We start from the raw sequence: 24,642 nt of genomic DNA, 5'->3' as shown, positions 1-24,642 counted from the left end.
ACCAAGTGATATCCCCCACCATGACGATCTCCGAGCCCCTCGATCTGCGCCTACCGACCCCAAGTTGCTACGCCGACCCTGAACGTGCCGGCCTGGATGCCGATGCCGTCTTCGCTGGCATGACCGAGCACCTGTTCTTCACGCTCGGGAAATTGGCGCCGACCGCTAGCCGCCATGACCTCTACATGGCACTGAGCTACGCAGTACGCGACCGACTGATGACGCGGTACCTGGCAAGCCAGGAGGCCATCAGGGCCAGACCGCAAAAAACGGTGGCGTACCTCTCTGCGGAATTCCTCATCGGCCCACAACTCAACAACAACCTGCTCAATTTGGGCATCCAGCAGGAAGCCGAGGAAGCCGTGCGCCGCTTCGGGGTTGAGTCGTTGCAGCAGATTCTGGACGTGGAGGAGGAGCCCGGACTGGGCAATGGCGGGCTGGGCAGACTGGCGGCCTGTTACATGGAGTCCCTCGCCAGCCTCGAGGTGCCCGCCACGGGCTATGGGATTCGCTACGAATTCGGGATCTTCGATCAACTGATCCGCGATGGCTGGCAAGTCGAAGTCACCGACAAATGGCTGAAAGGCGGATGGCCCTGGGAACTGCCCCAGCCGGACGAGGCCTGCTTTGTGGGCTTCGGTGGCCGCACCGAGAGTTACACCGACGACAAGGGCAACTACCGCTCCCGCTGGATTCCGGCAGAGCACGCGATTGGAGTGCCCCACGATGTGCCAGTGCTGGGCTACCGGGTCAACACCTGCGACCGCCTCCGTCTCTGGCGTGCTGATGCCACGGAAAGCTTTGACTTCTATGCCTTCAACATCGGCGATTATTACGGCGCCGTGGAAGAGAAGGTTGGTAGCGAAACCCTCTCCAAGGTGCTCTACCCGAACGATGGAACTGATGAAGGCCGCCGGCTGCGGCTGAAACAGCAGCACTTCTTCGTGAGCTGTTCCCTTCAGGACATGCTGCGCAGCCTCGATCAGCGCGGGCTGGCCGTCGAGAACTTCGCCGACTACTGGACGGTGCAGCTCAATGACACCCACCCCGCTATCGCCGTGGCCGAGCTCATGCGGCTGCTGATCGACGATCGCCACCTGACCTGGGAAAAAGCCTGGGAGATCACCACCCGCTCAGTGGCCTATACCAATCACACTCTGCTGCCCGAAGCGCTTGAGAAGTGGGATCTGGGCCTGTTCTCCAATCTCCTACCTCGCCACTTGGAGCTGATCTACGAGATCAACCGACGCTTCTTGCAACAAGTGCGCCTGCGCTTCCCAGGCAATGACGCCATCATCCGCAAGCTGTCCATCATTGATGAGGACGGCGGCAAGGCCGTGCGTATGGCCCACCTGGCCACGATTGGTGCTCACCATGTGAACGGGGTGGCCGCGCTCCATTCCGAACTGGTGCGCACCCAACTGTTGCCAGAGTTCGCCGCCCTCTGGCCCGAGAAGTTCACCAACGTCACCAACGGCGTCACACCACGGCGCTGGGTGGCATTGGCCAATCCCCCCCTGTCCTCCCTACTCGAGCAACACGTGGGCAGCGACTGGATCTCCAACATGGAGAACCTGCGCAAGCTGGAAGCCCATCAACACGACAGTGGCTTCCTCGAGCAGTGGGGCAACACCAAGCTGACGGTGAAACGCAAACTCTCGAGCTACATCCATCGCCATACAGGCGTCCTGGTGGATCCCGCCAGCCTGTTCGACGTGCAAGTGAAGCGCATCCACGAATACAAGCGCCAGCATCTCAATGCGCTTCAGATCATCACCCAGTACCTGCGGATCAAGAACGGCCAGGCCGACGGCATGGCACCTCGCACCGTGATCTTCGGAGGCAAAGCCGCTCCGGGCTATTACATGGCCAAGCTGATCATCCGCTTCATTAACGGCATCGCCGAAACGGTCAACGCTGATCCAGACATGGATGGTCGTTTACGCGTGGTTTTCCTTCCCAACTACACCGTGAAACTGGGCGAGCAGGTGTACCCAGGATCCGATCTTTCCGAGCAGATCTCAACCGCCGGCAAGGAGGCTTCAGGCACCGGCAATATGAAATTCGCAATGAATGGAGCACTCACCATCGGCACCCTCGATGGCGCCAACGTCGAGATCCGCGACCAAGTCGGTGAGGACAACTTCTTCCTGTTCGGTAAGACGGTGGAGGACATCGCTGCACTCAAACGCAGTGGCTATCGCCCGTGGGAGGTGATCGACTCAAGCCCCGAGCTTTCAGAAGCGATTCATCTGATCCAGACCGGCCACTTCAGCAACGGCGACGCTGACTTGTTCCGGCCTCTGATCGACAACCTCAGCCACAGCGACCCCTTCTTCGTGATGGCCGACTTCGCTGACTATCTACGGGCCCAAGATGCTGTTAGCAAGGCATGGAGTGATCGCAGCAAGTGGAATCGCATGTCAGTACTGAATGCTGCTCGGAGCGGCTTCTTTTCCTCCGATCGTTCGATCCAGGAATACTGTGATCACATCTGGAACGTGAAGCCACTGAAAGTGGATATCACCTGCGACGTTCGCTGATCTAGCACCTCAACGAACTGGAATGCTGGCGATGGGAGCACCTCAGCAAGGTGATCATCATCGTCAGTTCCAGGCTCAAGACTTCCGAGAGATCTAGCTCAGCTGAAACGATCGATCACAGCTTCAGCACTGCGTTGATTGAGAGCGTTCTGTAATTCGAACTGCGCAGATCAGATGGGATCAGATCAGCTGCGATCAGGAAGATCCGGGGTCTGGTGCAGCAAACGATTCAAGCGAAGACGATCAGCATTGAGAGGATCCGGGGCGAGCTCGCCAGCGAGTTCCCGGAACTTCTGTTCGATCGTTTCAGGAACGCGCACATCAAAAATGCGTTCCATCAACGCTTCGATCGAAAACAGGTGAGCGTTGATGTTCTCGAGATCAGCCATTGCTTGATGCAGGGCGTCGGCTGGCTCCTCGGTGGGGCCTACAGGGGTTGCATGGGTCTGAGCTTCGGCAGGACGAGCTCCATGCTGTTTTTGAAGATCCTCAAGCACACGACCGGAGAGCGTGCGGAAGGCCTGAAGAGCAGCCCAACTGAGTTCCTGCTGCTGCCGCAGAGTCGGTGACTCCCGAATCAGGCGATCGTGCTCGCGGTAGAAGCGCTGGCAGTCAGGGCATTGACAGGGCTCTTCAGGCACGTCAGACCCTCAAGATCAATCCCCATCATGACATCTGGTTAAGCAGCCAGAGGTGGCTCTCCGGAAAATCCGTCGGAATCAGAGGGGAAATCAGTCAAACCATCGCCACCATCTTCATCTCTGAGATCAGACATGGCCGGAAGAGGGATCTCAATCGAAGACACCACCTGGATCACGTCACGCAGGCGCATCGAATCGGCAAACCATCCCATGGCCTGCTCGGTATCACCACGCCGTTCAGCATCACTGGCCTGATCTTCATGGGCTTCGGCCAAAAGCGCCAACCAACAAAGGCAGCGGGCCTGAACGACTGAGAGATCGAGGTCTGTGGGCTGGGAATCAGCAATGCGCTCGCTTTCCTGCTGCACCAAAAGTCGGAGCCGCAGATCGTGAAGCTGGGTCATGGAACCGGATTCACTGCAACAACGCTAGCGACAGAGTGAGGGAACGCCACCCCGCCAGATGTAGTGGCGGCTACGGGATCACAAGACAATCATCACGGGGCTGGCGGGACTCGAACCCACGACCTACGGTTTAGGAAACCGTCGCTCTATCCAGCTGAGCTACAGCCCCATCAACAGCCATTATGGGGTTTGAAAGCAGGCGAGGTGGTCGCGATCAGGGCATGCCTGCCTTCGGGCAGAGATGGGCCTGGTTGAGGAAAGTCCGGGCTCCCCGATGGCCAGGCTTGCTGGGTAACGCCCAGTGCGGGTGACCGTGAGGAGAGTGCCACAGAAACACACCGCCGATGGCCGGTTCGCCGGCACAGGTAAGGGTGCAAAGGTGCGGTAAGAGCGCACCAGCAGCATCGAGAGGTGCTGGCTCGGTAAACCCCGGCTGGGAGCAAGGCCGAGGAACGACGGATGGCCATCTACCCCGTTCCGCTTTAGTGCGCCGCTAGAGGTCGTCGGCAACGGCGATCCCAGATAGATGACCGCCCCCTTCCCAAGGAAGGAGAACAGAACCCGGCTTATGCCCTGCTTTCACCTCATTGAGCGATCAAACAAATCAATCTTCAAAGTCCATAGTCACTGCGCCAAACGTAAAGCAAAACGGAAAAACTAAGCCTCAACAACAAAAGTTACCCAGATTTAGTTTGAATTGTTTTATGTGGCGATGAGCTGGTGGCTTGCATCAATCGGACTCATCTTTGCAGCCCATACCCCCTTCTCAACTCCGGAGAGCCATGCGGCAGAACTCCACCACACACAAAGCACACGGATGTTCCAAGCAGCCACTCCAAGGCCCTTTGAAATCGCGGATAATCGGAATCTAAATGGCGGGTTCTGCTGGGCCAGTAGCAGTGAAAAACTAACAAACTTTTGCGGGGGTAATCCAAAGACCGGCAGTCACGACATCAGCTGCTCCCCCTTCAACTATCGACCCTTTCTGTTCAACATTTTGAACCGGACTCAAGATCCTTGCGGGGGCTCCCCCTATGAGGAAATTGTCGCTGGCGCCCAAAACGGCCAGGGAGCAAGAGCCTGGGGCGCATTTGATGGAAATGGCAATAACATCGTTAAAGATTATTGGGTCTTTCACAATTGTGACGGGGCAGGCATCCAACCTGACTGCGCAGGTGATATTAAATACATCGAGCGATTCGAAGGCACCAATACCGAGCCAAGTTGCACAAAAGGCAGCCACGGCAGAAATCACTGCACATTCACCCATCCAGATTCAGGCACAACATTCGGACAATTCAAATACTGGGCAGGATGGTATGGCGTAAATGGTGAAATAAATGAAAAACAGTGCGGCTCACAAGCATCTGGACCTTGGGGGGGAAATGTATGCCAGAAAATTGCGGCAATCGAGAATCCATATAAAAACGATAAAAATGTTGTCAAAGCCTTTAGCTTTATGCTTTTTCCATGGGTTTGTGAAGCTGATTCAAACATGGTAGGCAACAATTTCACATGGCCCACGATGTCAAAATGGAACACCACAACTGGTTGGAAATGTTATGCCGACAACGAACCCGGGACGCCGTACAAAGGCTGGCCGCCTTATATTGAGATATGGTTAGCAGGCCTATACAAAGAGGGTAATACTTATACAATTCGTCTTGATAAATGGATGGTAAACGACAGCGATACTCCAGCAAAAATGGGCAAGGGAGGATACAAAATTTACCCATGCAATTCTAATGACAAATGCCCATGGTAGCCCATCAAAATGCAAAACTTACTTTTCATTTTACCCTCAGGCAAAATACAAAATCAATGGCCAGTCGGGGCTCAAACTAAAGCCAATCAGCCTTTGGAGTCGATACATGACCTCCAGATCTCTTGATCCATTACCATAACGACTAGCTATATTTGTAATAGTCAAAGCCCTAGCAATGCTAAATCTGAATAATGCAATTCAACCGATAGCACTGGCAGGCGGCTGCACCCTTGCCGCCCTTAGCCTTTTGGCGCCACCTCAGGCTTTAGCGGAGCTTGGGGTTGACCTGGAAATCAAAGGGGGAGACTCCTCCGGAATCGGAATCGATCTTCACGAAGGGGACTCAGACAGCACGATTGACACCAAAAAAACCGGGAGAAACAGCGATAAAACTCAGAGTCCCACTTTGAATGACGATGGTTATGACCCATGCTTCATTCATCCTGACTGCAAAGCAGGCGTTGCCTACAGCAATGACAGAAGTAACACTATGGGGCCAGGCTGGTATTGCAAAGACGGAAAACTAGTCAATAAGAATACAAATTTCGATCCATGCAAAATCCAGAAAGGCTGCACAAGTGACATCCATTACGTTGGCTTTCTAGCCAACAATGAAGGCTGGATATGCCTTGAAAAAGCGTTCATTCACAAGGGTTGCTCTAAGACCCCTGGTTTCGCGAGCAATGGCTCTTTAGGTGCAGGTTGGTATTGCAGCGATAACAAAAAAGTGGATCAATCCACTCCATTTGATCCTGCCGCCATCAAAGCTGGATGTTCACAACAAGGTTCGGGCATCAAATTTTCGAATGGTGCTTGGATCTGCCAATAACGTGCCTGACTTGGCCCCCCATTCACCCATGGTCAAACTGTGACCAACGATCAGCCGATCCCCGATGCGCAGCGCCACCGGGCCGAACAGTTGCAGCAATTCTGCGGTGAGCTAGGCCTCGACACCGGCCACAGCCCAAAAGAAGAGGCGACATTGGCACTGGTGAATGAAGCACTGACTCACACCTCAGCCGGTCGACCGCTGAACCACGAGCGGCTTGAATTTCTTGGCGATGCTGTGCTGCGGCTTGCTGCTAGTGAGTTCATTGAGCAGCACCATCCACAACTGCCCGTCGGAGAGCGCTCCGCCTTACGCGCACAGTTGGTGAGCGACCGCTGGCTTGCCTCTCTAGGGGAAACGATCGGAATCGAACGCGTGCTTGAGATCGGAGCCAAAGCACGCGGAGATACAGCCGGACGCGCCACCCTCCAAGCGGAGGCCAGTGAAGCCCTGATCGGCGCGATCTATCAAGCCTGGGGGTCTCTAGCACCGGTGCATACCTGGCTCACCCCGCACTGGCAGCGCACCAGTGCTGCGGTTCTGGCTGACCCTCACAAGGGCAATGCCAAATCCGCCCTGCAGGAGTGGAGCCAGGCCCGCAAACTGGGGCTACCCGTCTACAACAGCCTTGAAACCAGTCGCCGCCATGGCGACCCACGCCGCTTCCACTGCCAGGTCAAGCTTAAGGAAAAGACGCTGGCTGAAGGATGGGGGGGATCCCGCAGGGACGCAGAGCAGAGGGCGGCCCAGGCGGCACTTCAGGACGTTGAGGGGGACGGAGTAGAGCGTTGATCCTCTGCTCGTTCACACGCCGGCAACTCTGTTCCACAGCGATCGCAGAAGCGGGCACGGTTGCGATGACTGACCTGACCGCAGTCAATGCAGCGTATGGACCTCAAGCTTGCCCGAGCTCCGGACCGGCGCAGACCCTCCACAGTGATGATGCCCGTGGGAATGGCGATGATCCCAAAGCCAAGCAGCATCACCACCGCCGCAAGTATTCGGCCCAGTGCCGTCTGGGGCACGATGTCGCCATAACCAACTGTGGTCATGGTCACAATCGCCCAGTAGACCCCCTGGGCGACGCTGCGGAACTGACTTTCGGGGTGGAAACTCTCCACCACGACCATCACGTAACCCAAAACAACCTGCAGGATCAACACGAACAGGATGAAGACAGTGATACGGCGGGCGCTGGCCCGAAGTGCCGCGCCCAGAGCGCGCGCTTCATCCATGAAGCGCAGCAATTTGAACACCCGCAGAATGCGACCGAACTTGAACACCCACAACAGCAGACCGCTGCTGATCTGGGGCACCGCAAAGAAGAGCACGGCGCAGAGATCGATCAGGCCGTAGAAACTTCGCAAGTAGGCCAGTGGCCTAGGACTGGCCATCAGATGCAGGACTAAGTCAGCCGTAAACACCGCCAAGGCCATGCGATCGATCAGGTCGACCCAGGCGGGAACAGCAACCTGAACAGACCCAGGCAGGAGCGGTGCGGGCTCGAACATCAAGCCAACAACACTGAGCAGGATGGCCCCGAACACCACAAGGTTGTAAAGACGACCTGCCGTTGTGTCGGAGTCGAGCACCACCCGCGCCAGGCGCCCGCGGATGGTGGTCTTGTCCATCAGCCGGCCTGGAGATCGCGCAGACGAAGAGTGACGAGCTTGTCCCAGTTGCCGCCCTCAAACAACACCGCAGCGCGATCTCCACTAATTCGCTGCACGAACCCGGTGTAACCGTTGTAGATCGAGGTGACATCCACCACCTTCACCGTGGCGCCGGGGAGGATCGGAGCACTGGTGGCCATGACAGGAAAACGATCAGAGCATCAGTATCGCGTGACGCCATGATCAACAGACTTCTGCACAAGCGGCCATGGCCGGCCACGACACGACCACCCCAAGCGATCCGGCTGAATGGCTCACAGTTGGCAAGGTGGTAGGCGTTCAAGGTCTGCGAGGGGAGCTGCGCATCAACCCCGCCAGCGATTTCCCGGAGCGTTTCACGGAACCAGGTGCTCGATGGCTGCAAGCCAAAGGCAACCTGCCCAAGCCAGTGGAGCTCAAAAGCGGCCGTCAGCTGCCTGGAAAGAGCGTGTTCGTGGTGCGTTTTGAAGGCATCAATGACCGCAGCGCTGCCGAAGCCCTTGTGGGGCAAAGCCTTGTCGTACCAGCCGATGACCGACCCGAACTGGCCGAGGGTGAGTTCCACCTGCTCGACCTGGTGGGCCTGGAAGCCCGTCTTGGCACCGAAGGCACAGTGATCGGCACCGTCACCGACCTCACCAGCGCCGGGAACGACCTGCTCGAAATTGAACGGGACGATGGACGACGCCTCCTGATCCCTTTCGTGGAAGCGATTGTGCCGGAGGTGCACCTCAAGGAGGGCTGGCTGCTGCTCACACCGCCACCGGGACTGCTGGAGCTGTGACCTTCAAGGGCTGACAGCGCCAGGGACGTGGGGCAGGATCGAGCCATCACGCGTCCAGCTTCGGTGAGCACCCCCTTAATCCCTGTGATTCTCTGTGGAGGCACAGGAACCCGTCTCTGGCCTCTCTCACGCGCCAGCTACCCAAAGCAATACTGGCCGCTGGGGGGCAGCGGTGAGGAGACCCTGCTGCAACAGACCCAGCAACGCCTGGAGGGGCTAGATGCTCTACAGGATCCCCTGCTGATCTGCAATGAAGACCACCGCTTCATTGTGGCCGAGCAGATGCGCCAAATCGGTGTCAAACCTGGCGCGATCCTGCTGGAACCGATGGGTCGCAACACAGCACCCGCCGTCGCCATCGCCGCCCTGCAGGCGACGGTGAAGGGAGAGGACCCACTGCTGCTGGTGCTCGCTGCCGACCACGTCATCCGTGATGGCGAGCGCTTTCGCGCCACAGTTCAAGCCGGTCGAAGCGCAGCGGAGGCCGGCCGATTGGTGACCTTTGGGATCGTGCCCACGGCACCTGAAACCGGCTACGGCTATATCGAAGCCACTGAACCCCTTCAGGCAGGAACACTGAGCCCAGCTCCGATCGCACGCTTCGTAGAAAAGCCAGATCTAGCCACCGCTGAGCAGTTTCTCACCACTGGCCGCTTCACCTGGAACAGCGGCATGTTCCTATTCCGGGCCAGCGCCATGCTGGCGGAACTGGAGCGACTCGCCCCCGAGGTGGTGAGCTGCTGCAGGGCAGCACTGGAACAAGATCACCCCGACCTTGACTTCCGTCGCCTCGACCACCATGCCTTCGCCCGTTGCCCCGAAGTGGCCATCGATGTGGCAGTGATGGAGCAGACCCAAATGGGCAGCGTGCTCCCCCTCGATGCTGGATGGAGTGATGTGGGGAGTTGGAGTGCCCTCTGGGACACCTCCGAGAAGGACGCTGATGGCAACGTGCTTCGCGGCCGCGTCATCAGTGAAAACAGCCGCAACTGCTACCTGCGCAGCGAACACCGCCTGGTAGTGGGCCTAGGGGTCGAGAACCTGGTGGTGGTCGAAACCGATGACGCCGTGCTGATCGCCGACCGTGATCAGGCCCAGAACGTCAAGAAGGTCGTCAGCCAACTGGAGGCTGACGGCAGCCCCGAGGGCAAGGCCCACCGCAAGATCTACCGCCCCTGGGGCCATTACACCGGCGTGATGGAGGGCAGCCGCTGGCAAGTCAAACGCATCTCCGTCAAGCCAGGCGAGAGCCTGTCACTGCAAATGCACCATCATCGGGCGGAGCACTGGGTTGTGGTACGCGGTACCGCTTTGGTGGAGCGCGACGGCGATGAGCAACTTGTAGGCGAAAACCAGAGCACCTATATCCCGATGGGCTGCCACCATCGCCTCAGCAACCCCGGACGCATTCCTGTGGAGATGATCGAGGTGCAGAGCGGCGAATACCTCGGCGAAGACGACATCGTGCGCTTCGACGACGTGTACGGGCGCAGTGATCAACAGCGTGATCCAAGCGAGAAGGCCGCCTGAACCCGCTTTGGATCACTCCACCGTGACGCTCTTTGCCAGGTTGCGGGGCTGATCCACATCCAGACCGCGGTGGGCTGCGATGTGATAGCTGAGCAGCTGCATCGGCACCACGGTGAGCAGGGGGCTAACCCATTCGCTCACCTGGGGAACTGCCAGCAGATCATCGAACAAATCAGTATCCGGCCCGTCAGGAGCCACTCCGATCAAACGCGCATCCCTGGCCTTCGCTTCCTGGGCATTGCTGAGCACTTTCTCGAAAACAGTCCCAGGTACTGCGATCGACACCACGGGCACATGGGCATCGAGCAAGGCAATCGGACCATGCTTCATCTCTCCGGCGGGATACCCCTCGGCGTGGATATAGCTGATCTCCTTGAGCTTCAGAGCACCTTCCAGGGCGATCGGATAGTTGATGCCCCTGCCCAGGAAAATCACATCCTGCGTTTCTGCAAAACGGTGGGCAAGCGCCTCTGATTGCTTGTCGTGTGCATCCACCAGCTGACGCAACTGGGTCGGAAGCTGGCGCAACTCCTGCACCAATTCATGGATCTCCGCATCGCTGCGACTGCCCCGACGGGCTGCGAAGGCCAACGCCAGAGCGTAAAAAGCGAGCAACTGGCCGAGGAAAGTCTTGGTGGCAGCCACACCAACCTCAATACCGGCGCCGATGTCGAGGATGGCGTCGACCTGGCGCGCCAGGGAACTTTCCGGGCGATTGGTGATCCCCAACTGGCGGCTGGCATAGGCAGGATCGTCATGGCCAGCACGGCGGTCCGACTCCATAGCCAGAGCAGCCAGGGTGTCGGCGGTTTCACCCGACTGGGTGACGCCGATGGTGAGGGTGTTCGGTGCCAACGGAGGCGGGGCATAGCGGAATTCACTGGCGTAAAAAACGCTGGTGGGGAGACCAGCGAACTGCTCCAGCAGATAGCCCCCCACCTGGGCTGCATGGCGACTGGTGCCACAGGCCAGGATCTGGATGCGCTCGACCCCCGCATAGAAGTCTTCATCAAAGGGCAAAGCAACAGGATTGCCGGCCGTTAAGCCTGCAGGTAGATGACGTGCCACCCACAGCTCAGCTGTTTCTGGTTGCTCATGAATCTCCTTGAGCATGAAGTGGCGGAAATCACGCTTATCGGCAACTCCCTCCTGGTTACTGAGCACAGTGGGAGTGCGCTGCTGGCGCTCTCCCTGCGCGTTGTAAAGCTCGATGCCGAGAGGACTGAGCAAAGCCACCTCCCCGTCTTCCATCGCCAAAATCGTGCGGGTGAAACCGGCTAGCGCAGGCGTATCGCTGGCGCAGATGAATTCCCCCTCTCCCAGACCGATGAGCAACGGGGCAGCGCGGCGCGCCACCACCAGAGCCCCAGGCACCTCTACCCAAACCACTGCCAGCGCATAGGCCCCTTGCAGTGCGGGCAATACCGCTTGAACTGCCTTGAGTAACAGGGCACCGCTGGGCTGTTCACCAGCAGCAACCAGACGGTCCAACTCGGCTCCCACCAAATGGGGAATCACCTCGGTGTCAGTCTCGGACTGAAAAACCACCCCAGCCGCTGTCAGCTCGTCCCGCAGGCTTCGGTGGTTCTCAATGATGCCGTTCTGCACCACTGCCACCCGTCCGGAACCGTTGCGATGGGGATGGGCGTTGTGTTCCTCCGGCTTGCCGTGCGTAGCCCAGCGGGTATGACCGATACCGCACAGCCCCGGCGCTCCCTCTTTGTCGACACGGGCAGTGAGATTCACCAGCTTTCCCTTGGCCCGAACGCAGTGCAGCTGACCGTTCTCAACGGTGGCCACACCGGCGGAGTCATACCCGCGGTATTCCAGCTGACGCAGACCCTCCAACAGCAAAGGAGAAGCGTCCCTAGAACCGATGACCGCAACGATTCCGCACATACAAAAAAAAGCCCGGCTGAAGCCGGGCTGAGCTTATTGCTTTTAAGAGGTGATCAGTAGGCCAAGCCCATGCTTCGGCTGGTCTCATCACCGAGATAGACACGGATGCTGAGGAAGTCTGTGGGACAGGCGGTTTCGCAACGCTTGCAACCGACGCAATCTTCAGTGCGAGGAGACGAAGCGATCTGACCGGCCTTGCAACCGTCCCAGGGCACCATCTCAAGAACATCGAGAGGGCAGGCACGCACACATTGTGTGCAGCCGATGCAGGTGTCGTAGATCTTGACGGCGTGGGACATGCGTCCGGTCCTGAACAAATGGCTTGGCGCCAACGTACCCGCCATCAACGCAGGTGAACCACACTCACGCTGGGGCCTTCACCGTTGTTAACGACAGTGGGGGCTTGAAGAGGGGGCCAAAAGTAGGGGGCACTAAGGCCAGCCCGTAAGATGCGTCGTCCCGTCTTCACGGCTATGTCCCAGGAAGCGATCCTCGAAAAAGTCCGTTCGATCGTGGCGGAGCAGCTCAGCGTCGATGCCGGCGAGGTCAAGCCGGAGTCGAATTTCCAGAACGATCTGGGCGCCGACTCCCTCGACACCGTTGAACTGGTGATGGCCCTGGAAGAGGCCTTCGACATCGAAATCCCCGATGAAGCAGCTGAGGGCATCACCACCGTCGGTGACGCCGTCAAGTACATCGAAGACAAGCAGGCCTGAGGATCGGCATGGTGAAGGGTCTTCAACGCGTTGTGGTCACCGGCCTCGGCGCGGTGACACCGATTGGCAATACCGTTTCCGACTATTGGAACGGTCTCTCTTCGGGCTGCAATGGCGTCGCAGGCATCACCCTGTTCGATGCCTCAGCTCATGCCTGTCGGTTCGCTGCAGAGGTCAAGGACTTCGACCCCACTGGATTCCTTGAAGCCAAGGAAGCGAAGCGCTGGGATCGATTCTGCAAGTTCGGTGTGGTGGCAGCCAAACAAGCTGTTGCCGATGCCGGCCTCGAGATCACCGAGGCCAATGCTGATCGAATCGGTGTCAGCATCGGATCGGGCGTGGGTGGCCTACTCACGATGGAGACCCAGGCCCATGTGCTTGACGGCAAGGGCCCTGGACGGGTCAGTCCGTTCACAGTGCCGATGATGATTCCGAACATGGCCACTGGCCTGGCGGCGATCGCCCTTGGCGCCAAAGGTCCCAGTTCGGCTGTAGCTACCGCCTGTGCAGCTGGCTCCAACTCAGTTGGCGATGCCTTCCGGCTGCTCCAGCTGGGTAAGGCCGACGCCATGATCTGCGGTGGTGCTGAATCCGCCATCACCCCACTGGGAGTGGCCGGTTTCGCCAGCGCCAAGGCATTGTCCTTCCGCAACGATGACCCAGCCACAGCAAGCCGACCCTTCGACAAAGAACGCGACGGCTTCGTGATTGGCGAGGGAGCCGGCGTGCTTGTCCTTGAGACCCTGGCCCACGCGGAGGCTCGAGGCGCCACGGTACTGGCCGAAGTGGTGGGTTATGGCACCACATGCGATGCCCATCACATCACCGCGCCCACCCCCGGTGGCGTTGGTGGTGCAGCAGCAATCCGCCTCGCCCTTGAGGACGGAGAGATCAGTGCGGAATCCGTGGATTACATCAATGCCCACGGCACCAGCACCCCAGCCAACGACAGCAACGAGACCGCTGCGATCAAGAGCGCCCTTGGCTCTCGTGCTCTCGCAATTCCAGTGAGCTCCACTAAGTCGATGACAGGCCACCTCCTAGGAGGATCGGGCGGCATCGAAGCGGTGGCCAGCGTGCTGGCAATCCGCAACGGCGTGGTGCCTCCCACCATCAACTACGCCAATCCCGATCCCGACTGTGATCTGGATGTCGTGCCCAACACGGCCCGTGAGCACACACTGGGAACCGTGCTCTCCAACTCCTTCGGCTTCGGCGGCCACAACGTCTGCCTTGCCTTCCGTCGCATGCGCTGAACCAGCCGATAGGTGGCACACTTTCGAGCCACCGACCCGTTGTTTCAGACTGACGGCATTCTTTACCGCTTCTCCACTCGTACGCCATGGTCGCCGCGCCCGCTTCTATCGACACGCTCTGCGTCAACAGCATCCGCATGCTGGCCGTTGACGCCATCAACAAATCCAAGAGCGGTCACCCCGGCCTTCCCATGGGCTGCGCTCCGATGGGCTATGCGCTGTGGGACAAGTTCCTGAAGCACAACCCCAAGAACCCCAAATGGTTCAACCGCGACCGCTTCGTGCTCTCCGCGGGTCACGGCTGCATGTTGCTCTATGCGCTGCTGCACCTCACCGGCTACGACTCGGTGTCGATTGAAGACATCAAAAACTTCCGCCAGTGGGGATCCAAGACCCCAGGACACCCGGAAACCTTCGAAACCCCGGGTGTAGAAGTCACCACCGGGCCTCTTGGTGCGGGCATCTCCAACGCTGTGGGCCTGGCGATCGCCGAAACCCATCTCGCTGCCAAATTCAACAAACCCGGTTCAACCCTTGTCGACCATTACACCTATGTGGTGATGGGTGACGGCTGCAACCAGGAAGGCGTCGCATCGGAAGCCGCGTCCTTGGCCGGACATTTGAAACTGGGCAAGCTGATCGCTCTTTACGACGACAACAGCATCACGATCGACGGACGCACCGACGTGTCCTTCACCGAAGACGTTCTCAAGCGCTACGAGGCCTACGGCTGGCATGTGCAGCATGTGGCCGAAGGCAATACCGATGTGGATGCCATCACCAAGGCGATCGAAGCCGCTAAGGCGGTCACCGACAAGCCTTCGATCATCAAGGTCACCACCACCATTGGCTACGGCTCACCCAACAAAAGCGACACCGCGGGTGTGCACGGTGCCCCTCTGGGAGAAGACGAAACAGCCCTCACCCGTCAGCAGCTGAACTGGGACTACGGCGCCTTTGAAGTCCCCCAAGAGGCCTATGACCAGTTCCGCCAGGCCATCGAGCGCGGCGCCAGCCTCGAAGCCGAATGGAACCAAACCCTGGCCACCTACCGCAGCCAATATCCAGCTGAGGCCGCTGTCTTCGAGCGGATGCTCCGGGGCGAACTCCCCGAGGGTTGGGATAAGGATCTGCCCACCTACACCCCTGAGGACGGTGGACTGGCAACCCGCAAGCACTCTCAGATCTGCCTTGGTGCCCTCGGCCCCAACCTGCCTGAGCTGATTGGTGGCTCGGCCGACCTCACCCACTCCAACTACACCGACATCAAGGGCGAAACCGGCTCCTTCCAACCCGAGAGCCCCGAGAAGCGCTACCTCCACTTCGGTGTGCGCGAGCACGCCATGGCCGCGATCCTGAACGGCATTGCGTACCACAACAGTGGCCTGATCCCCTACGGCGGCACATTCCTGGTGTTTGCCGACTACATGCGCGGCTCCATGCGCCTGTCAGCCCTGAGTGAGCTGGGTGTGATCTACGTGCTCACCCACGATTCCATCGGTGTGGGCGAAGACGGTCCTACCCACCAACCGATTGAGACCATCCCCTCGCTGCGAGCGATTCCGAACATGCTGGTGTTCCGTCCAGGCGACGGCAACGAGACCAGCGGTGCCTACAAGCTGGCGATCGAAAACCGCAAACGCCCCAGCGCCCTGTGCCTCAGCCGCCAGAACATGGCCAACCAGGCCAACTCCTCGATCGACAAAGTGGCCTTCGGTGGCTACATCCTCGAGGACTGTGACGGCACCCCCGAGCTGATCCTGATCGGCACAGGCTCCGAACTGGACCTCTGCGTTCAGGCCGCCAAACAGCTCAGCAGCGAGGGCCGCAAAGTACGCGTGGTTTCCATGCCCTGTGTGGAACTGTTCGACGAACAGAGCGACGCCTATAAGGAGCAGGTGCTTCCCTCTGCCGTGCGCAAACGGATCGTGGTGGAAGCCGCCGAAACCTTCGGCTGGCATCGCTTCATCGGTCTCGATGGCGACAGCGTCACCATGCACCGCTTCGGTGCTTCGGCACCCGGCGGAACCTGCATGAAGGAATTCGGTTTCACCGTGGACAACGTGGTGACCAAGTCGAAAGCTCTGCTGGGCTGATCCTCGACTGAGAAAGGAATGACCTTCGGGTCCATTCAACCAAGCATCCGAGCCCTCCGAACGGGGGGCTTTTTCATGGCATTGCCCCTGGAGCACGACGCATCGCATGCGCAGCAAGGCTGAACTGGTCAGCCAGCACACCCAAAAGAAGCAGTCCACAACACAAAAAACCCCGGTGTCACCACCGGGGCAGAAAGACCATCAGCGCAAAGCAGTCGTCCGTCCTAAGGCACCAGTCCGGTCAAGCTTTGTCCTGCTTCACAGCCACCAGCTCTGCAGCCCCCTTGGCCTTGAGCACGTCTTCCAAACCTTCGAGGTCTGCATCGGTGATCTTGGTCTGCATCGGGCAGTGCTTGGGCCCACACATTGAGCAGAACTCCGCCTGTTTGTAAATGTCGGCGGGCAGGGTTTCATCGTGATATTCCTTGGCCCGCTCAGGGTCGAGAGAAAGTTCGAACTGCTTGTTCCAATCGAAGGCATAGCGAGCCCGGCTGAGCTCATCGTCACGATCACGGGCACCGGGGCGATGCCGAGCAATATCAGCGGCATGGGCGGCGATCTTGTAGGCGATCAACCCCTCTCTTACATCGTCTGCATTAGGAAGACCCAAGTGCTCCTTGGGGGTCACGTAGCAGAGCATCGCCGTGCCATGCCAACCCGCCATGGCAGCACCGATCGCGGAGGTGATGTGGTCATAACCGGGAGCAATGTCGGTCACCAAAGGACCGAGCACATAGAAGGGGGCTTCATTGCACTCCTCCATCTGTTTCTTGACGTTGAACTCGATCTGGTCGAGGGGCACGTGGCCCGGACCTTCCACCATCACCTGCACGTCATGCGCCCAGGCGCGACGGGTGAGGTCACCCAGCGTCTTCAGCTCAGCCAGCTGGGCCGCATCGGAGGCGTCGTGCTGACAGCCAGGACGTAGAGAATCACCGAGCGAAAAGGTGCAGTCGTAGCGCTTGAAGATCTCGCAGATGTCGTCGAAGCGCGTGTAGAGCGGGTTTTGTTTGTGGTGATACAGCATCCACTGGGCCAGGATTCCGCCACCGCGGCTGACGATCCCCGTGATACGACCCTTCACCTTGGGCAGATGCTCGATCAGCAAACCGGCGTGGATCGTCTGGTAATCGACGCCCTGCTGACAGTGCTTCTCAATGATGTGCAGGAAGTCATCTTCCGAAAGCTTCTCAATCGAGCCATGCACGCTCTCCAGCGCCTGATACACCGGCACGGTGCCGATCGGCACTGGGGAGGCCTTAATGATCGCCGTGCGCACCTCATCCAGGTTGACGCCACCGGTTGACAGGTCCATCACCGTGTCGGCGCCGTATTTCACCGCCAGGTTCAGTTTCTTGACCTCTTCCTCGGCATCCGAGGCATTAGGAGAGGCGCCGATATTTGCATTCACCTTGCACTTGCTGGCGATCCCAATCGCCATCGGCTCAAGATTTTCGTGGTTGATGTTGGCGGGAATGATCATCCGCCCACGGGCCACCTCCTCCATCACCAGCGACTCAGGCAGGTTCTCCCGCTGAGCCACGTAGGCCATTTCCTCGGTCACCACCCCCTGGCGGGCGTAATGCAACTGGGACACGTTGGCCTGACCCCTGCGGGAGGACACCCAGGAAGCACGCATGATTGAAGAGCGATGGGACGCCCAGGGGTCGGCAAACCGGTGATCACGCTTGGTCACTTCCCTGCGCCGGCATGACCCGGATCAGGTTCGGAGGGTGTGATCTCAGCCCATTCTGTTGAGACAACAGAGCAGGCACCCCTAGTGTTACTCGAAAGCTAGCAAGGACATTCGATTCAGGGCTGCAGCCCATTCAGCGCAGCAGCCACCACGCGATGATCGCCGTCCTGCTGGAGCGACTGAAGCCACGGACGGGCCGTGGACGCCTGGGCAACTCCGTCATGGACAAGCCGGCCAAGGATTTCGGCGCCGCCGACGCGAACAGTGCCGTCGGCATCCTCAATCGCAAGCTGAGCCAGCTCCAGCAACCAGGCGGGATCAATCTGCGGCTGCTCAGCAAAGGCCGACAGGATGCTGCAACGCACCAACCAGGCATCATCGGCGACAAACCTGTCGCGCAGCAGTGGCCAGGACCGTTCGACGCCATAACTGACCAGTGAATTCGCAGCCTCTGCGCGCACGTTGGCATCCTCGTCATCTCGAACCAGGCGAGAGAGCACCTGCCAGCCCTGCTCACTGCGTCGAAGACCAAGCCCGCTGCAACTCAGCGATCGCACCACAAACGCCGCTTGCTCCGAACCCAACACCAACAGGGGAACCACCACCGACTCCGTTGCTTCATCAGGCATCGCCCTCAATCGAGCCAGCGCAGGCAGCGCTCGCATCGGATCCCCAGAAGCGATCGCTTGGCGCAGAGCCTGCGGATCGGGGAGAGGCTGGGGCTCATCCGGTGTGGAGGTCATTGCGCATCGTCTGAATCAAGGCGATCGGTTCGCGTGCTGCGCAGGGCCATCAACAGGCGATAGCGCCGGCGACGCCGTCCGACCACTGCGCTGATGACAAGACCGATACCCACCAGGATGGCAGGAAGCGCCTGCAGACGGTCGGTACCTTGACGCTGGATCAGAGCCACGATGCCAAGCAACACCAACAACGGGGCTGCCAGAGATAGCCAGATATGTGCGGGATTGGCCTGACGAAGGGTCATGGGTTCAGGTCCGTCATCCAGGCCAACAGCGTGGCAGTGAGCACACGAATACCAACTTCCAAACTGCCCTCCTCTGGGCGGAAGCGGCCGTGATGCAGCGGGGCGCAGCCATCAGGACCCGCCACTCCAAGCCGGAACATGCTGCCGGGAAGATCTTTCAACAGTTCCGCAAAATCCTCCGCACCAAGGGATGGTTGATCCAGACGCATCACCTGGGCCCGACCAAGCTGATCAATGGCACAACGTTCCAGCAAATCGGTGAGGCCGGGATCGTTGTGCACTGGCGGAGCAATGCAGCGATAGGTGACCTCGGCTGAGGCGCCGAAACTGGAACAGATCGCCTGCACCGTCTCTTGAATCCAAGCGGGCAGGCGGTTATGGAGATCAACATCGAGACAACGCACGGTACCGAGCAATCGGACCCGATCGGCAATCACGTTGAAGGCTTTACCGCCCTCGATCTTGCCAAAGCTGACCACCACAGGATGCAAGGCATCAAGACGACGGCTGATGGCCTCCTGCAAGCCAGTCACCACCCGCGAGGCAATCCAAATCGCATCCACGGACTGGTGAGGCCTGGCACCATGACCACCCTCGCCCAACACCGTGATCTCCAGCTCACCGGCGGCGGCGGTGAGACTCCCACTGCGAACACCAATCGAACCAACGGCAAGGGTGGGGAACACATGCACGCCATAGAGGGCTGAAAGCCCCTCAAGGGCCCCGTCATCACGCATCCATCGAGCACCCTCGGCTAGCTCTTCCGCTGGCTGAAACAAAAGACGCACCCCGCGAGGAAGGGGCTGATCCTCCTGACAAGCCGCAAGCAGGCGAGCCACCCCAAGACCGATGCAAGTGTGCAGGTCATGGCCGCAGGCATGCATCACGCCCTGGCGGAGGGAGGCGTAGGGGAGTTCGGTGCGTTCCTCCACTGGCAACGCGTCCATATCCACCCGCAAGCCAATCCTTGGCCCATCGGAGGGTCCGAGTTCCGCCACAACACCGGTGCGGCCCACACCTTCACGCACGTTCCAGCCATGATCGCGCAGATCACCTGCCACAAGGGCAGCGGTCTGATGCTCCTCACCACTGAGCTCAGGATGGGCATGCAAGTGGCGACGCAACTCCAGCAAGTCGGGAAGATGCTGGGCGAGGGCCTGGCTCCAGGCCGTGCTGGCCAGTTCGCTCATGGGACCTCCAATCTGAGAAAGGCCATCAGATCAGCAGTCGGTTGTGGCGGCCAGCGCCGAATCTCAAGCAGCCAGTCCGCCTGGCGGTAGCGGGGATCCAGACCTGCCGCGGCTGCCCAGTGGCTCTCAGCCTCACCTCGCTGGCCGCGTCGCCAGAGCAAAGCGCTGAGGCCGGCACGAGCATCCGCAAACAGTGGGTAACGGCGGATCAGATTGCGCAACTCCCGCTCAGCCGAATCGAACTGCTCCAATTGGTACCGAGCCAGCGCCTCACTGGACCGGGCCATGGCAAAACCTGGTCTCGCCAAGGATGCTTGGCTGTACAGCTCGGCCGCATCGTCCCAAACCGCCTGGGAGCCGAGCACATTGCCAAGGTTGTAGAGGGCGGATGCTTCAGCAGGATCTCGCGCAAGGATCCAGCGATAGTCAGCTGCCGCGGCGTCCCACTGCCGAAGCGCTTCTTCTGCAGTGCCGCGGTTGAGATGGGGATCCATCGCCTCGGGGGATAGCTGCATAGACCGGGTCTGGTCCGCAATCGCACCCTCGGCATCGCCCAGCAAAAGGCGGACGTTGCCGCGATTGCTCAGAGCCGCCGCATCCTCCGGATGGTCTGTGAGAAAGCGGTCCCAAAGCGACAAGGCCTGCGATGCGTCCCCATTGCGACTCGCAACCAACGCCTGATTGAACAGGGCCTGATCTGTTGAGGTGGCCGATAAAGCGGCCACTGGCAAGGCCATCGGGGAAAACCAACAAGCCATCAGCACCAACAGCACGAAGGGAAGCCGGCTCATGCAGCGGGATCCTCCACAGCGGGCTCCTTCACAGCGGGATCATTCACAGTGGGCTCCCCCACCGCTGGCCAGCCGAGATGGCGCCGACCGGCCATCGTCACGACCCTGCCACGAGGGGTGCGCTGCAAAAATCCGAGTTGGAGCAGATAGGGCTCCACAACCGTTTCCAAGGTGGTGGCGTCTTCCCCCAGAGCAGCCGCAAGGGTATCGAGCCCCACCGGACCTCCGCCATGGGACTGCAGCAACAGCTCCAACAGGCGACGATCACTAGCATCAAGGCCTCGACCATCAACCCGGTGCAAGCTCAGGGCTTCGTCCACCAGATCGGCGTCGATCAACACAGAGCCATCGAGCGGGGTTGAGCCACCGTTGACAGATGCTGCTCGCACACTGGCCACGTCGCGCACACGTCGCAGCAGACGGTTCGCAATCCGCGGCGTTCCCCGGCAGCGGCGGGCGATTTCGGTGCAGCCATGGGCCGACAAGCTCAGGCCAAGCAGCCCGGCAGCCCGGTCAACGATCGCCTCCAGATCCTCCTGCCCATAAAACTCAAGCCGCTGCAACAGCCCAAAGCGATCCCGCAAGGGGGAACTGAGAGAACCCGCCTTGGTGGTCGCCCCGACAAGGGTGAAGGGAGGCAAATCGAGGGTTCGCGTGCGGGCAGTACTGCCCTTTCCAACCGTGAGATCGAGGCGGCGATCCTCCATCGCCGGATAGAGCAGCTCCTCCGCCACTCGGGTGAGCCGGTGGATCTCGTCAATAAACAGCAACTCCCTTGGTTGCAGATTGACCAGCAGACCCACAATGTCGCGAGGTCGCTCCAAAGCCGGGGCGCTGGTGATCCGACAGGGGACGCCAAGCTCTTCAGCCAGCACAAGAGCCATGGTGGTCTTGCCCAGGCCAGGGGGGCCGTAGAGCAGCACATGGTCGAGGGCATCGCCGCGGGCACTCGCCGCCTGCACAGCGATGCCAAGCACCTGCTTGAGCTCCGCTTGGCCGATGTAGTCGTTCAGGCGGCGGGGCCGCAGGCTGTCTTCCCTGCCAGGAGCACTCTCCTGGGCAGAGCGTTCCGGTGACAGAAGCGGCGACGGATCCTTCAACTCCCGTCGCGGTCGCTTGGATCTGGCAGCTGAAGACTCGATCGCCATGGCACGAGCGTACCGAGCCCAGAGGTTGGATGGGAGTCAGGATCCCTCTAGGCTCGTGATTAGGAGCGGCAGCAGCGCAGCGTTATGGCAAAAGGCCCGGGCCGCAGGGGAAACAGCGGGAAGGATGCCAACGACAAGCCAAGGATCCTGGCGGACAACCGCTTTGCACGGCATCAGTACGAGATCCTTGAAACTCTGGAAACCGGGATCGAACTACTGGGCACCGAAGTGAAATCGGTACGGGCCGGACAGAGCAACCTGCGAGATGGCTTCTGTCTGATCCGCAATGGCCAGATGCAACTGCACAACGTGCACATCTCTCCGCACACCCACGCAAGCAGCTATTTCAACCACGACCCCCTGCGCGTGCGCCGACTTCTCGCCCATCGGCGTGAGATCGACAAACTACGCATTCAACTGGACCAAAAGGGCCTCACCCTGATCCCACTCAACCTGCATTTGAAAGGGTCCTGGATCAAGCTCACCATCGGCCTCGGCAAAGGACGCAAACTGCACGACAAGCGGGCCTTTGAGAAAGAGAAACAGACCAAGAAAGAAACAAAAGCAGCACTATCGCGTTACTAATTCAACCCATTCATCACACGAAATAGTGCTCCCCCGCCCTTTCTCAAGGCTGAGTCGTGTCGACGGGAGGAGCAGGCTCAACGGGATCAACCGGTGGAGCTACGGCAGGACGCGGGCCCGGAGCTTGAGGCGCCGCATCGATGCTGCCGCTAACACCGGTAGCTGAATCAGGAATGGGATCAGGATCGACAGCCGGCAAGGGTTTGGGCGCAGGCCAATCCGCACGACAAGAAAGGGTGAGCACACCGGATGACACCCCTTCATTGGTCACCAGCACCTGAACGGGCGATCCCGCATCCGGCGGGAGCGTCACCACCCGAAGCGGGCCCCGTTGCGCTGCCACATCACCATTGGCTCCATACACAGTCATCTGCATCAGCGGCGTGCCGTTAATGCCCAGCACTAACCGTCGGCCCTTCGGCACCTTGATCGAGATCAACCGAGCTCCCCCGGCCTTCACTCGGCTGGAGAGCACAGTGGGCTGCCGTGGCCGGGCCGTGAGGGTTTCGATGCGCACATTATCGAGACTGCGCATCGCCGCGGCAAACCACAACTGGCGATAGGGCTCTGGGGGCTTGGTTCCGATCGCCACCCCGGGCAGGAGATTCTGTGCCGAAGCCGTCACCAACTGCTCCACCACCTGGGCATCCACCCCCTGCTCAGTGAGCAGATCTCGCTGCTTGCGCCAGTCAACCGCCTTAAGGCGTCCAAGGCGAGCCCGCAGAACAGGGGGCAACTGCTCGACTCTGGCCAGCCATTCCTCCGCCAACTCATTCCAGACGCGACGCAGCGGCGCATCCTCAAGGGCATCCCCAGGCAGACGACCGTTGCGCTCGGGATAGCGAGCCAGCAGGCTGTCATCCACCAACTTCAAGAACCAACTGCGATCCACCTGCAAAGCCCGAAGACGACTGAGCAGCTGCTGGCGCTGATCCACTTCCGCAGGCGGAAGACTGGCCTGCGGTGCCCGACCGATCAGATCCCGATCGGTGGAGGGAGCGGCACCAGGTGTCGTGCCCCGGGTCAGCAGAAACCAGCCGATCGCCGTTCCCACCACTGCCGACAGAAGCAAAGCCGCCACCACAGGCCAGAGCCGACCTTCGGCCGCCTGCTGACGTTCATGCTCACGGGGGCGGGCACGCCGGCCCCCATCAGGGGCTGCTGCAACTGACGAATCACGGTCTTCCTCAGGCGTGCCTCGATCCAACCGCGGCAGATCAGGTGATGTGACAGGCCTATCGCGCTCCGGCACAGTGGCTGGAGCCAACACCAAGGTGCGCTCAGCCCGCGCGATTGGCCCGGTGGACTCGGGCATCACGACCGCCTGCAGAGCCCGCAGAGCTTCTGTCGCTTGCTCGAAGCGCTCACCCGAACGCTCGCTCAACAGGCGATGTAAAACCTCGCGAAAGTTCGAATCCAAAGCGAGACCATCGGGAATGCTCCAGGCCTGACCAACGGGATCCAGCAGCTCCTCAGGCCTACGACCAGTGAGCAAAGCCAAGGCCGTGACCCCAAGGGCGTGCAAATCCATCCAGGCCGCTGCAGGCTCGCCGCGGCCCTGGGCCTGGGGTGCAAAAGCAGCCGTTGCTCCAGACATTGGCTGGTCTCGCTGGCTCTGCAGCAGACCAAAATCGAGCAGCACTGGCATGCCGTCCTGATCCCGACGCAGCAGGTTGCTGGGATTGATATCACCATGCACCAGATCCGTGGCATGGAGGACCGCAAGAGCTGGAAGTAGCTGCCTCAGCAACAGCAGCACTTCACCAGGACCGAACACCAGTTGACGGTCTGCGCGTTGCTTCTGAATGTGATCGAAGGTAGTTCCCTGCTGCCACTCACGCACGAGCCAGAGGGAACCTCCCTCTTCGAGCAAGCCACCGAAACGAGGGATCTGGGGATGCAGAACTTGTTGCATCGCTGGCCAGAGCTGGCGGAATCGCTGCTGGGAGGAGAGCGACAACAACTGCCGCAAGGCCACAGGTGCTTCTGCAGCCAAGAGATCGGCACCTCGCCAAAGCAGACCCTGTGGTGTGGGGTGATCGGCCGCATCAACCGACGTGAGCTGCTGATCGATGCGGTAGCGCTCCGCGAGCACAGACCCGATCACCATCGCCTCCCAAGCAGTGGGC

The 24,642-nt window shown here is 59.8% G+C and carries 23 protein-coding genes, 1 tRNA gene, 1 other RNA gene and 1 riboswitch; of the genes, 11 read left to right on the top strand and 14 right to left on the bottom strand.

Going from position 1 to position 24,642, the window contains the following annotated elements:
- Positions 1–20: 20 nt before the first annotated feature.
- Positions 21–2,543, top strand: a complete 2,523-nt coding sequence (locus DXY10_RS04485; protein ID WP_115016612.1) for a glycogen/starch/alpha-glucan phosphorylase — start codon at positions 21–23, stop codon at positions 2,541–2,543.
- A 185-nt stretch (positions 2,544–2,728) separates the two neighbouring features.
- Here DXY10_RS04485 and DXY10_RS04480 read toward each other — a convergent pair whose 3' ends face one another.
- The 3 genes from DXY10_RS04480 to DXY10_RS04470 form a co-directional block, all read right to left on the bottom strand.
- Entirely contained in the window at positions 2,729–3,184 is a 456-nt protein-coding gene (locus tag DXY10_RS04480; protein ID WP_115016610.1) for a hypothetical protein, read from the bottom strand.
- Between the two features lie 38 nt (positions 3,185–3,222).
- On the bottom strand, positions 3,223–3,588 hold the full coding sequence (locus tag DXY10_RS04475) for a hypothetical protein (RefSeq protein ID WP_115016608.1): 366 nt from the start codon (positions 3,586–3,588) through the stop codon (positions 3,223–3,225).
- 95 nt (positions 3,589–3,683) lie between these two features.
- Positions 3,684–3,757, bottom strand: a tRNA-Arg gene (locus DXY10_RS04470).
- Between the two features lie 22 nt (positions 3,758–3,779).
- On the opposite strand from DXY10_RS04470, the gene rnpB reads away from it, so the two are divergent.
- The 4 genes from rnpB (at position 3,780) to rnc (ending at position 6,974) form a co-directional block, all read left to right on the top strand.
- Positions 3,780–4,173, top strand: an RNA gene (gene rnpB, locus DXY10_RS04465) — RNase P RNA component class A.
- A 127-nt stretch (positions 4,174–4,300) separates the two neighbouring features.
- Complete coding sequence (locus tag DXY10_RS14215; protein WP_136989048.1) at positions 4,301–5,353, top strand: hypothetical protein; 1,053 nt, start codon at positions 4,301–4,303, stop codon at positions 5,351–5,353.
- 175 nt (positions 5,354–5,528) lie between these two features.
- A complete protein-coding gene (locus DXY10_RS04455) occupies positions 5,529–6,182 on the top strand; it encodes a hypothetical protein (RefSeq protein ID WP_115016603.1) in 654 nt (217 codons plus the stop codon).
- Between the two features lie 39 nt (positions 6,183–6,221).
- A complete protein-coding gene (gene rnc / locus DXY10_RS04450; protein ID WP_244281927.1) occupies positions 6,222–6,974 on the top strand; it encodes a ribonuclease III in 753 nt (250 codons plus the stop codon).
- On the opposite strand, the gene DXY10_RS04445 is transcribed toward rnc, so the two are convergent.
- Together DXY10_RS04445 and DXY10_RS04440 are read right to left on the bottom strand one after the other, a co-directional pair.
- Entirely contained in the window at positions 6,941–7,813 is an 873-nt protein-coding gene (locus DXY10_RS04445; RefSeq protein WP_115016602.1) for an ion transporter, read from the bottom strand. The two genes, rnc and DXY10_RS04445, sit on opposite strands and share 34 nt — an antisense overlap.
- Entirely contained in the window at positions 7,813–7,995 is a 183-nt protein-coding gene (locus DXY10_RS04440) for an NAD(P)H dehydrogenase subunit NdhS (RefSeq protein WP_115016600.1), read from the bottom strand. The genes DXY10_RS04445 and DXY10_RS04440 overlap by 1 nt, the downstream gene beginning before the upstream one ends.
- A 68-nt stretch (positions 7,996–8,063) precedes the next feature.
- On the opposite strand from DXY10_RS04440, the gene rimM reads away from it, so the two are divergent.
- Both rimM and DXY10_RS04430 read left to right on the top strand, forming a co-directional pair.
- Positions 8,064–8,618: a ribosome maturation factor RimM gene (rimM, locus tag DXY10_RS04435; protein ID WP_115016598.1), complete on the top strand. Its 555-nt coding sequence runs from the start codon at positions 8,064–8,066 to the stop codon at positions 8,616–8,618.
- 63 nt (positions 8,619–8,681) lie between these two features.
- Positions 8,682–10,148: a mannose-1-phosphate guanylyltransferase/mannose-6-phosphate isomerase gene (locus DXY10_RS04430; RefSeq protein WP_115016715.1), complete on the top strand. Its 1,467-nt coding sequence runs from the start codon at positions 8,682–8,684 to the stop codon at positions 10,146–10,148.
- A gap of 12 nt (positions 10,149–10,160) precedes the next feature.
- Here DXY10_RS04430 and glmS read toward each other — a convergent pair whose 3' ends face one another.
- Both glmS and psaC read right to left on the bottom strand, forming a co-directional pair.
- Entirely contained in the window at positions 10,161–12,047 is a 1,887-nt protein-coding gene (glmS, locus tag DXY10_RS04425) for a glutamine--fructose-6-phosphate transaminase (isomerizing) (protein ID WP_115016596.1), read from the bottom strand.
- 53 nt (positions 12,048–12,100) lie between these two features.
- On the bottom strand, positions 12,101–12,346 hold the full coding sequence (gene psaC, locus DXY10_RS04420; RefSeq protein WP_007099573.1) for a photosystem I iron-sulfur center protein PsaC: 246 nt from the start codon (positions 12,344–12,346) through the stop codon (positions 12,101–12,103).
- Positions 12,347–12,520: 174 nt separating this feature from the next.
- Between psaC and acpP the strand changes: the two genes are divergently transcribed.
- The 3 genes from acpP (at position 12,521) to tkt (ending at position 16,115) form a co-directional block, all read left to right on the top strand.
- Positions 12,521–12,763, top strand: a complete 243-nt coding sequence (gene acpP, locus DXY10_RS04415) for an acyl carrier protein (protein WP_007099572.1) — start codon at positions 12,521–12,523, stop codon at positions 12,761–12,763.
- Between the two features lie 8 nt (positions 12,764–12,771).
- Positions 12,772–14,019, top strand: a complete 1,248-nt coding sequence (fabF, locus tag DXY10_RS04410) for a beta-ketoacyl-ACP synthase II (protein WP_115016595.1) — start codon at positions 12,772–12,774, stop codon at positions 14,017–14,019.
- Positions 14,020–14,105: 86 nt separating this feature from the next.
- Positions 14,106–16,115 (top strand): transketolase, encoded by a 2,010-nt coding sequence (gene tkt / locus DXY10_RS04405; protein WP_115016593.1) that lies wholly within the window; start codon positions 14,106–14,108, stop codon positions 16,113–16,115.
- A gap of 241 nt (positions 16,116–16,356) precedes the next feature.
- Here tkt and thiC read toward each other — a convergent pair whose 3' ends face one another.
- The 6 genes from thiC to ruvB all read right to left on the bottom strand — a co-directional run bounded on the left by thiC (position 16,357) and on the right by ruvB (position 21,928).
- Positions 16,357–17,811 carry a phosphomethylpyrimidine synthase ThiC gene (gene thiC, locus DXY10_RS04400; RefSeq protein ID WP_170955698.1) on the bottom strand — a complete coding sequence of 485 codons (1,455 nt, stop codon included), beginning with the start codon at positions 17,809–17,811 and terminating at the stop codon, positions 16,357–16,359.
- A riboswitch (TPP riboswitch) is annotated at positions 17,796–17,904 on the bottom strand. (Overlaps the previous gene by 16 nt.)
- 23 nt (positions 17,905–17,927) lie before the next feature.
- A complete protein-coding gene (locus DXY10_RS04395; protein ID WP_115016591.1) occupies positions 17,928–18,554 on the bottom strand; it encodes a HEAT repeat domain-containing protein in 627 nt (208 codons plus the stop codon).
- Entirely contained in the window at positions 18,551–18,799 is a 249-nt protein-coding gene (locus DXY10_RS04390) for a DUF3188 domain-containing protein (RefSeq protein ID WP_115016589.1), read from the bottom strand. Before DXY10_RS04390 ends, DXY10_RS04395 begins: the two co-directional genes overlap by 4 nt.
- Complete coding sequence (locus tag DXY10_RS04385) at positions 18,796–19,989, bottom strand: amidohydrolase (RefSeq protein ID WP_115016587.1); 1,194 nt, start codon at positions 19,987–19,989, stop codon at positions 18,796–18,798. Before DXY10_RS04385 ends, DXY10_RS04390 begins: the two co-directional genes overlap by 4 nt.
- Positions 19,986–20,780, bottom strand: a complete 795-nt coding sequence (locus DXY10_RS04380; RefSeq protein ID WP_115016585.1) for a tetratricopeptide repeat protein — start codon at positions 20,778–20,780, stop codon at positions 19,986–19,988. The genes DXY10_RS04385 and DXY10_RS04380 overlap by 4 nt, the downstream gene beginning before the upstream one ends.
- Entirely contained in the window at positions 20,777–21,928 is a 1,152-nt protein-coding gene (ruvB, locus tag DXY10_RS04375) for a Holliday junction branch migration DNA helicase RuvB (RefSeq protein WP_244281926.1), read from the bottom strand. Before ruvB ends, DXY10_RS04380 begins: the two co-directional genes overlap by 4 nt.
- A gap of 84 nt (positions 21,929–22,012) precedes the next feature.
- Here ruvB and smpB point away from each other — a divergent pair, with 84 nt between their 5' ends.
- Positions 22,013–22,513: an SsrA-binding protein SmpB gene (gene smpB, locus DXY10_RS04370; protein ID WP_115016583.1), complete on the top strand. Its 501-nt coding sequence runs from the start codon at positions 22,013–22,015 to the stop codon at positions 22,511–22,513.
- A gap of 43 nt (positions 22,514–22,556) precedes the next feature.
- Here the strand turns inward: smpB and DXY10_RS04365 are convergent, their stop codons facing one another.
- Positions 22,557–24,623, bottom strand: coding sequence for a protein kinase (locus tag DXY10_RS04365; protein WP_115016581.1), 2,067 nt, complete (start codon positions 24,621–24,623; stop codon positions 22,557–22,559).
- Positions 24,624–24,642: the final 19 nt, after the last annotated feature.

The sequence above is a fragment of the Synechococcus sp. UW140 genome (assembly GCF_900474295.1).
In the GTDB taxonomy this organism is placed as follows: domain Bacteria; phylum Cyanobacteriota; class Cyanobacteriia; order PCC-6307; family Cyanobiaceae; genus Synechococcus_C.
The sequence above is the reverse complement of the archived record's forward strand: the minus strand, read 5'-3'. Positions and strand labels throughout refer to the sequence as shown.

What these genes read in the sequence shown, in the direction of transcription:
- DXY10_RS04485 (WP_115016612.1), top strand. Translation starts at nt 21, where the DNA reads ATGACGATCTCCGAGCCCCTCGATCTGCGCCTACCGACCCCAAGTTGC.
- DXY10_RS04475 (WP_115016608.1), bottom strand. Translation starts at nt 3,588, where the DNA reads ATGACCCAGCTTCACGATCTGCGGCTCCGACTTTTGGTGCAGCAGGAA.
- DXY10_RS14215 (WP_136989048.1), top strand. Translation starts at nt 4,301, where the DNA reads ATGAGCTGGTGGCTTGCATCAATCGGACTCATCTTTGCAGCCCATACC.
- DXY10_RS04455 (WP_115016603.1), top strand. Translation starts at nt 5,529, where the DNA reads ATGCTAAATCTGAATAATGCAATTCAACCGATAGCACTGGCAGGCGGC.
- DXY10_RS04445 (WP_115016602.1), bottom strand. Translation starts at nt 7,813, where the DNA reads ATGGACAAGACCACCATCCGCGGGCGCCTGGCGCGGGTGGTGCTCGAC.
- DXY10_RS04440 (WP_115016600.1), bottom strand. Translation starts at nt 7,995, where the DNA reads ATGGCCACCAGTGCTCCGATCCTCCCCGGCGCCACGGTGAAGGTGGTG.
- rimM (WP_115016598.1), top strand. Translation starts at nt 8,064, where the DNA reads ATGGCCGGCCACGACACGACCACCCCAAGCGATCCGGCTGAATGGCTC.
- glmS (WP_115016596.1), bottom strand. Translation starts at nt 12,047, where the DNA reads ATGTGCGGAATCGTTGCGGTCATCGGTTCTAGGGACGCTTCTCCTTTG.
- psaC (WP_007099573.1), bottom strand. Translation starts at nt 12,346, where the DNA reads ATGTCCCACGCCGTCAAGATCTACGACACCTGCATCGGCTGCACACAA.
- acpP (WP_007099572.1), top strand. Translation starts at nt 12,521, where the DNA reads ATGTCCCAGGAAGCGATCCTCGAAAAAGTCCGTTCGATCGTGGCGGAG.
- fabF (WP_115016595.1), top strand. Translation starts at nt 12,772, where the DNA reads ATGGTGAAGGGTCTTCAACGCGTTGTGGTCACCGGCCTCGGCGCGGTG.
- tkt (WP_115016593.1), top strand. Translation starts at nt 14,106, where the DNA reads ATGGTCGCCGCGCCCGCTTCTATCGACACGCTCTGCGTCAACAGCATC.
- DXY10_RS04395 (WP_115016591.1), bottom strand. Translation starts at nt 18,554, where the DNA reads ATGACCTCCACACCGGATGAGCCCCAGCCTCTCCCCGATCCGCAGGCT.
- DXY10_RS04390 (WP_115016589.1), bottom strand. Translation starts at nt 18,799, where the DNA reads ATGACCCTTCGTCAGGCCAATCCCGCACATATCTGGCTATCTCTGGCA.
- DXY10_RS04385 (WP_115016587.1), bottom strand. Translation starts at nt 19,989, where the DNA reads ATGAGCGAACTGGCCAGCACGGCCTGGAGCCAGGCCCTCGCCCAGCAT.
- DXY10_RS04380 (WP_115016585.1), bottom strand. Translation starts at nt 20,780, where the DNA reads ATGAGCCGGCTTCCCTTCGTGCTGTTGGTGCTGATGGCTTGTTGGTTT.
- ruvB (WP_244281926.1), bottom strand. Translation starts at nt 21,928, where the DNA reads ATGGCGATCGAGTCTTCAGCTGCCAGATCCAAGCGACCGCGACGGGAG.
- smpB (WP_115016583.1), top strand. Translation starts at nt 22,013, where the DNA reads ATGGCAAAAGGCCCGGGCCGCAGGGGAAACAGCGGGAAGGATGCCAAC.
- DXY10_RS04365 (WP_115016581.1), bottom strand. Translation starts at nt 24,623, where the DNA reads ATGGTGATCGGGTCTGTGCTCGCGGAGCGCTACCGCATCGATCAGCAG.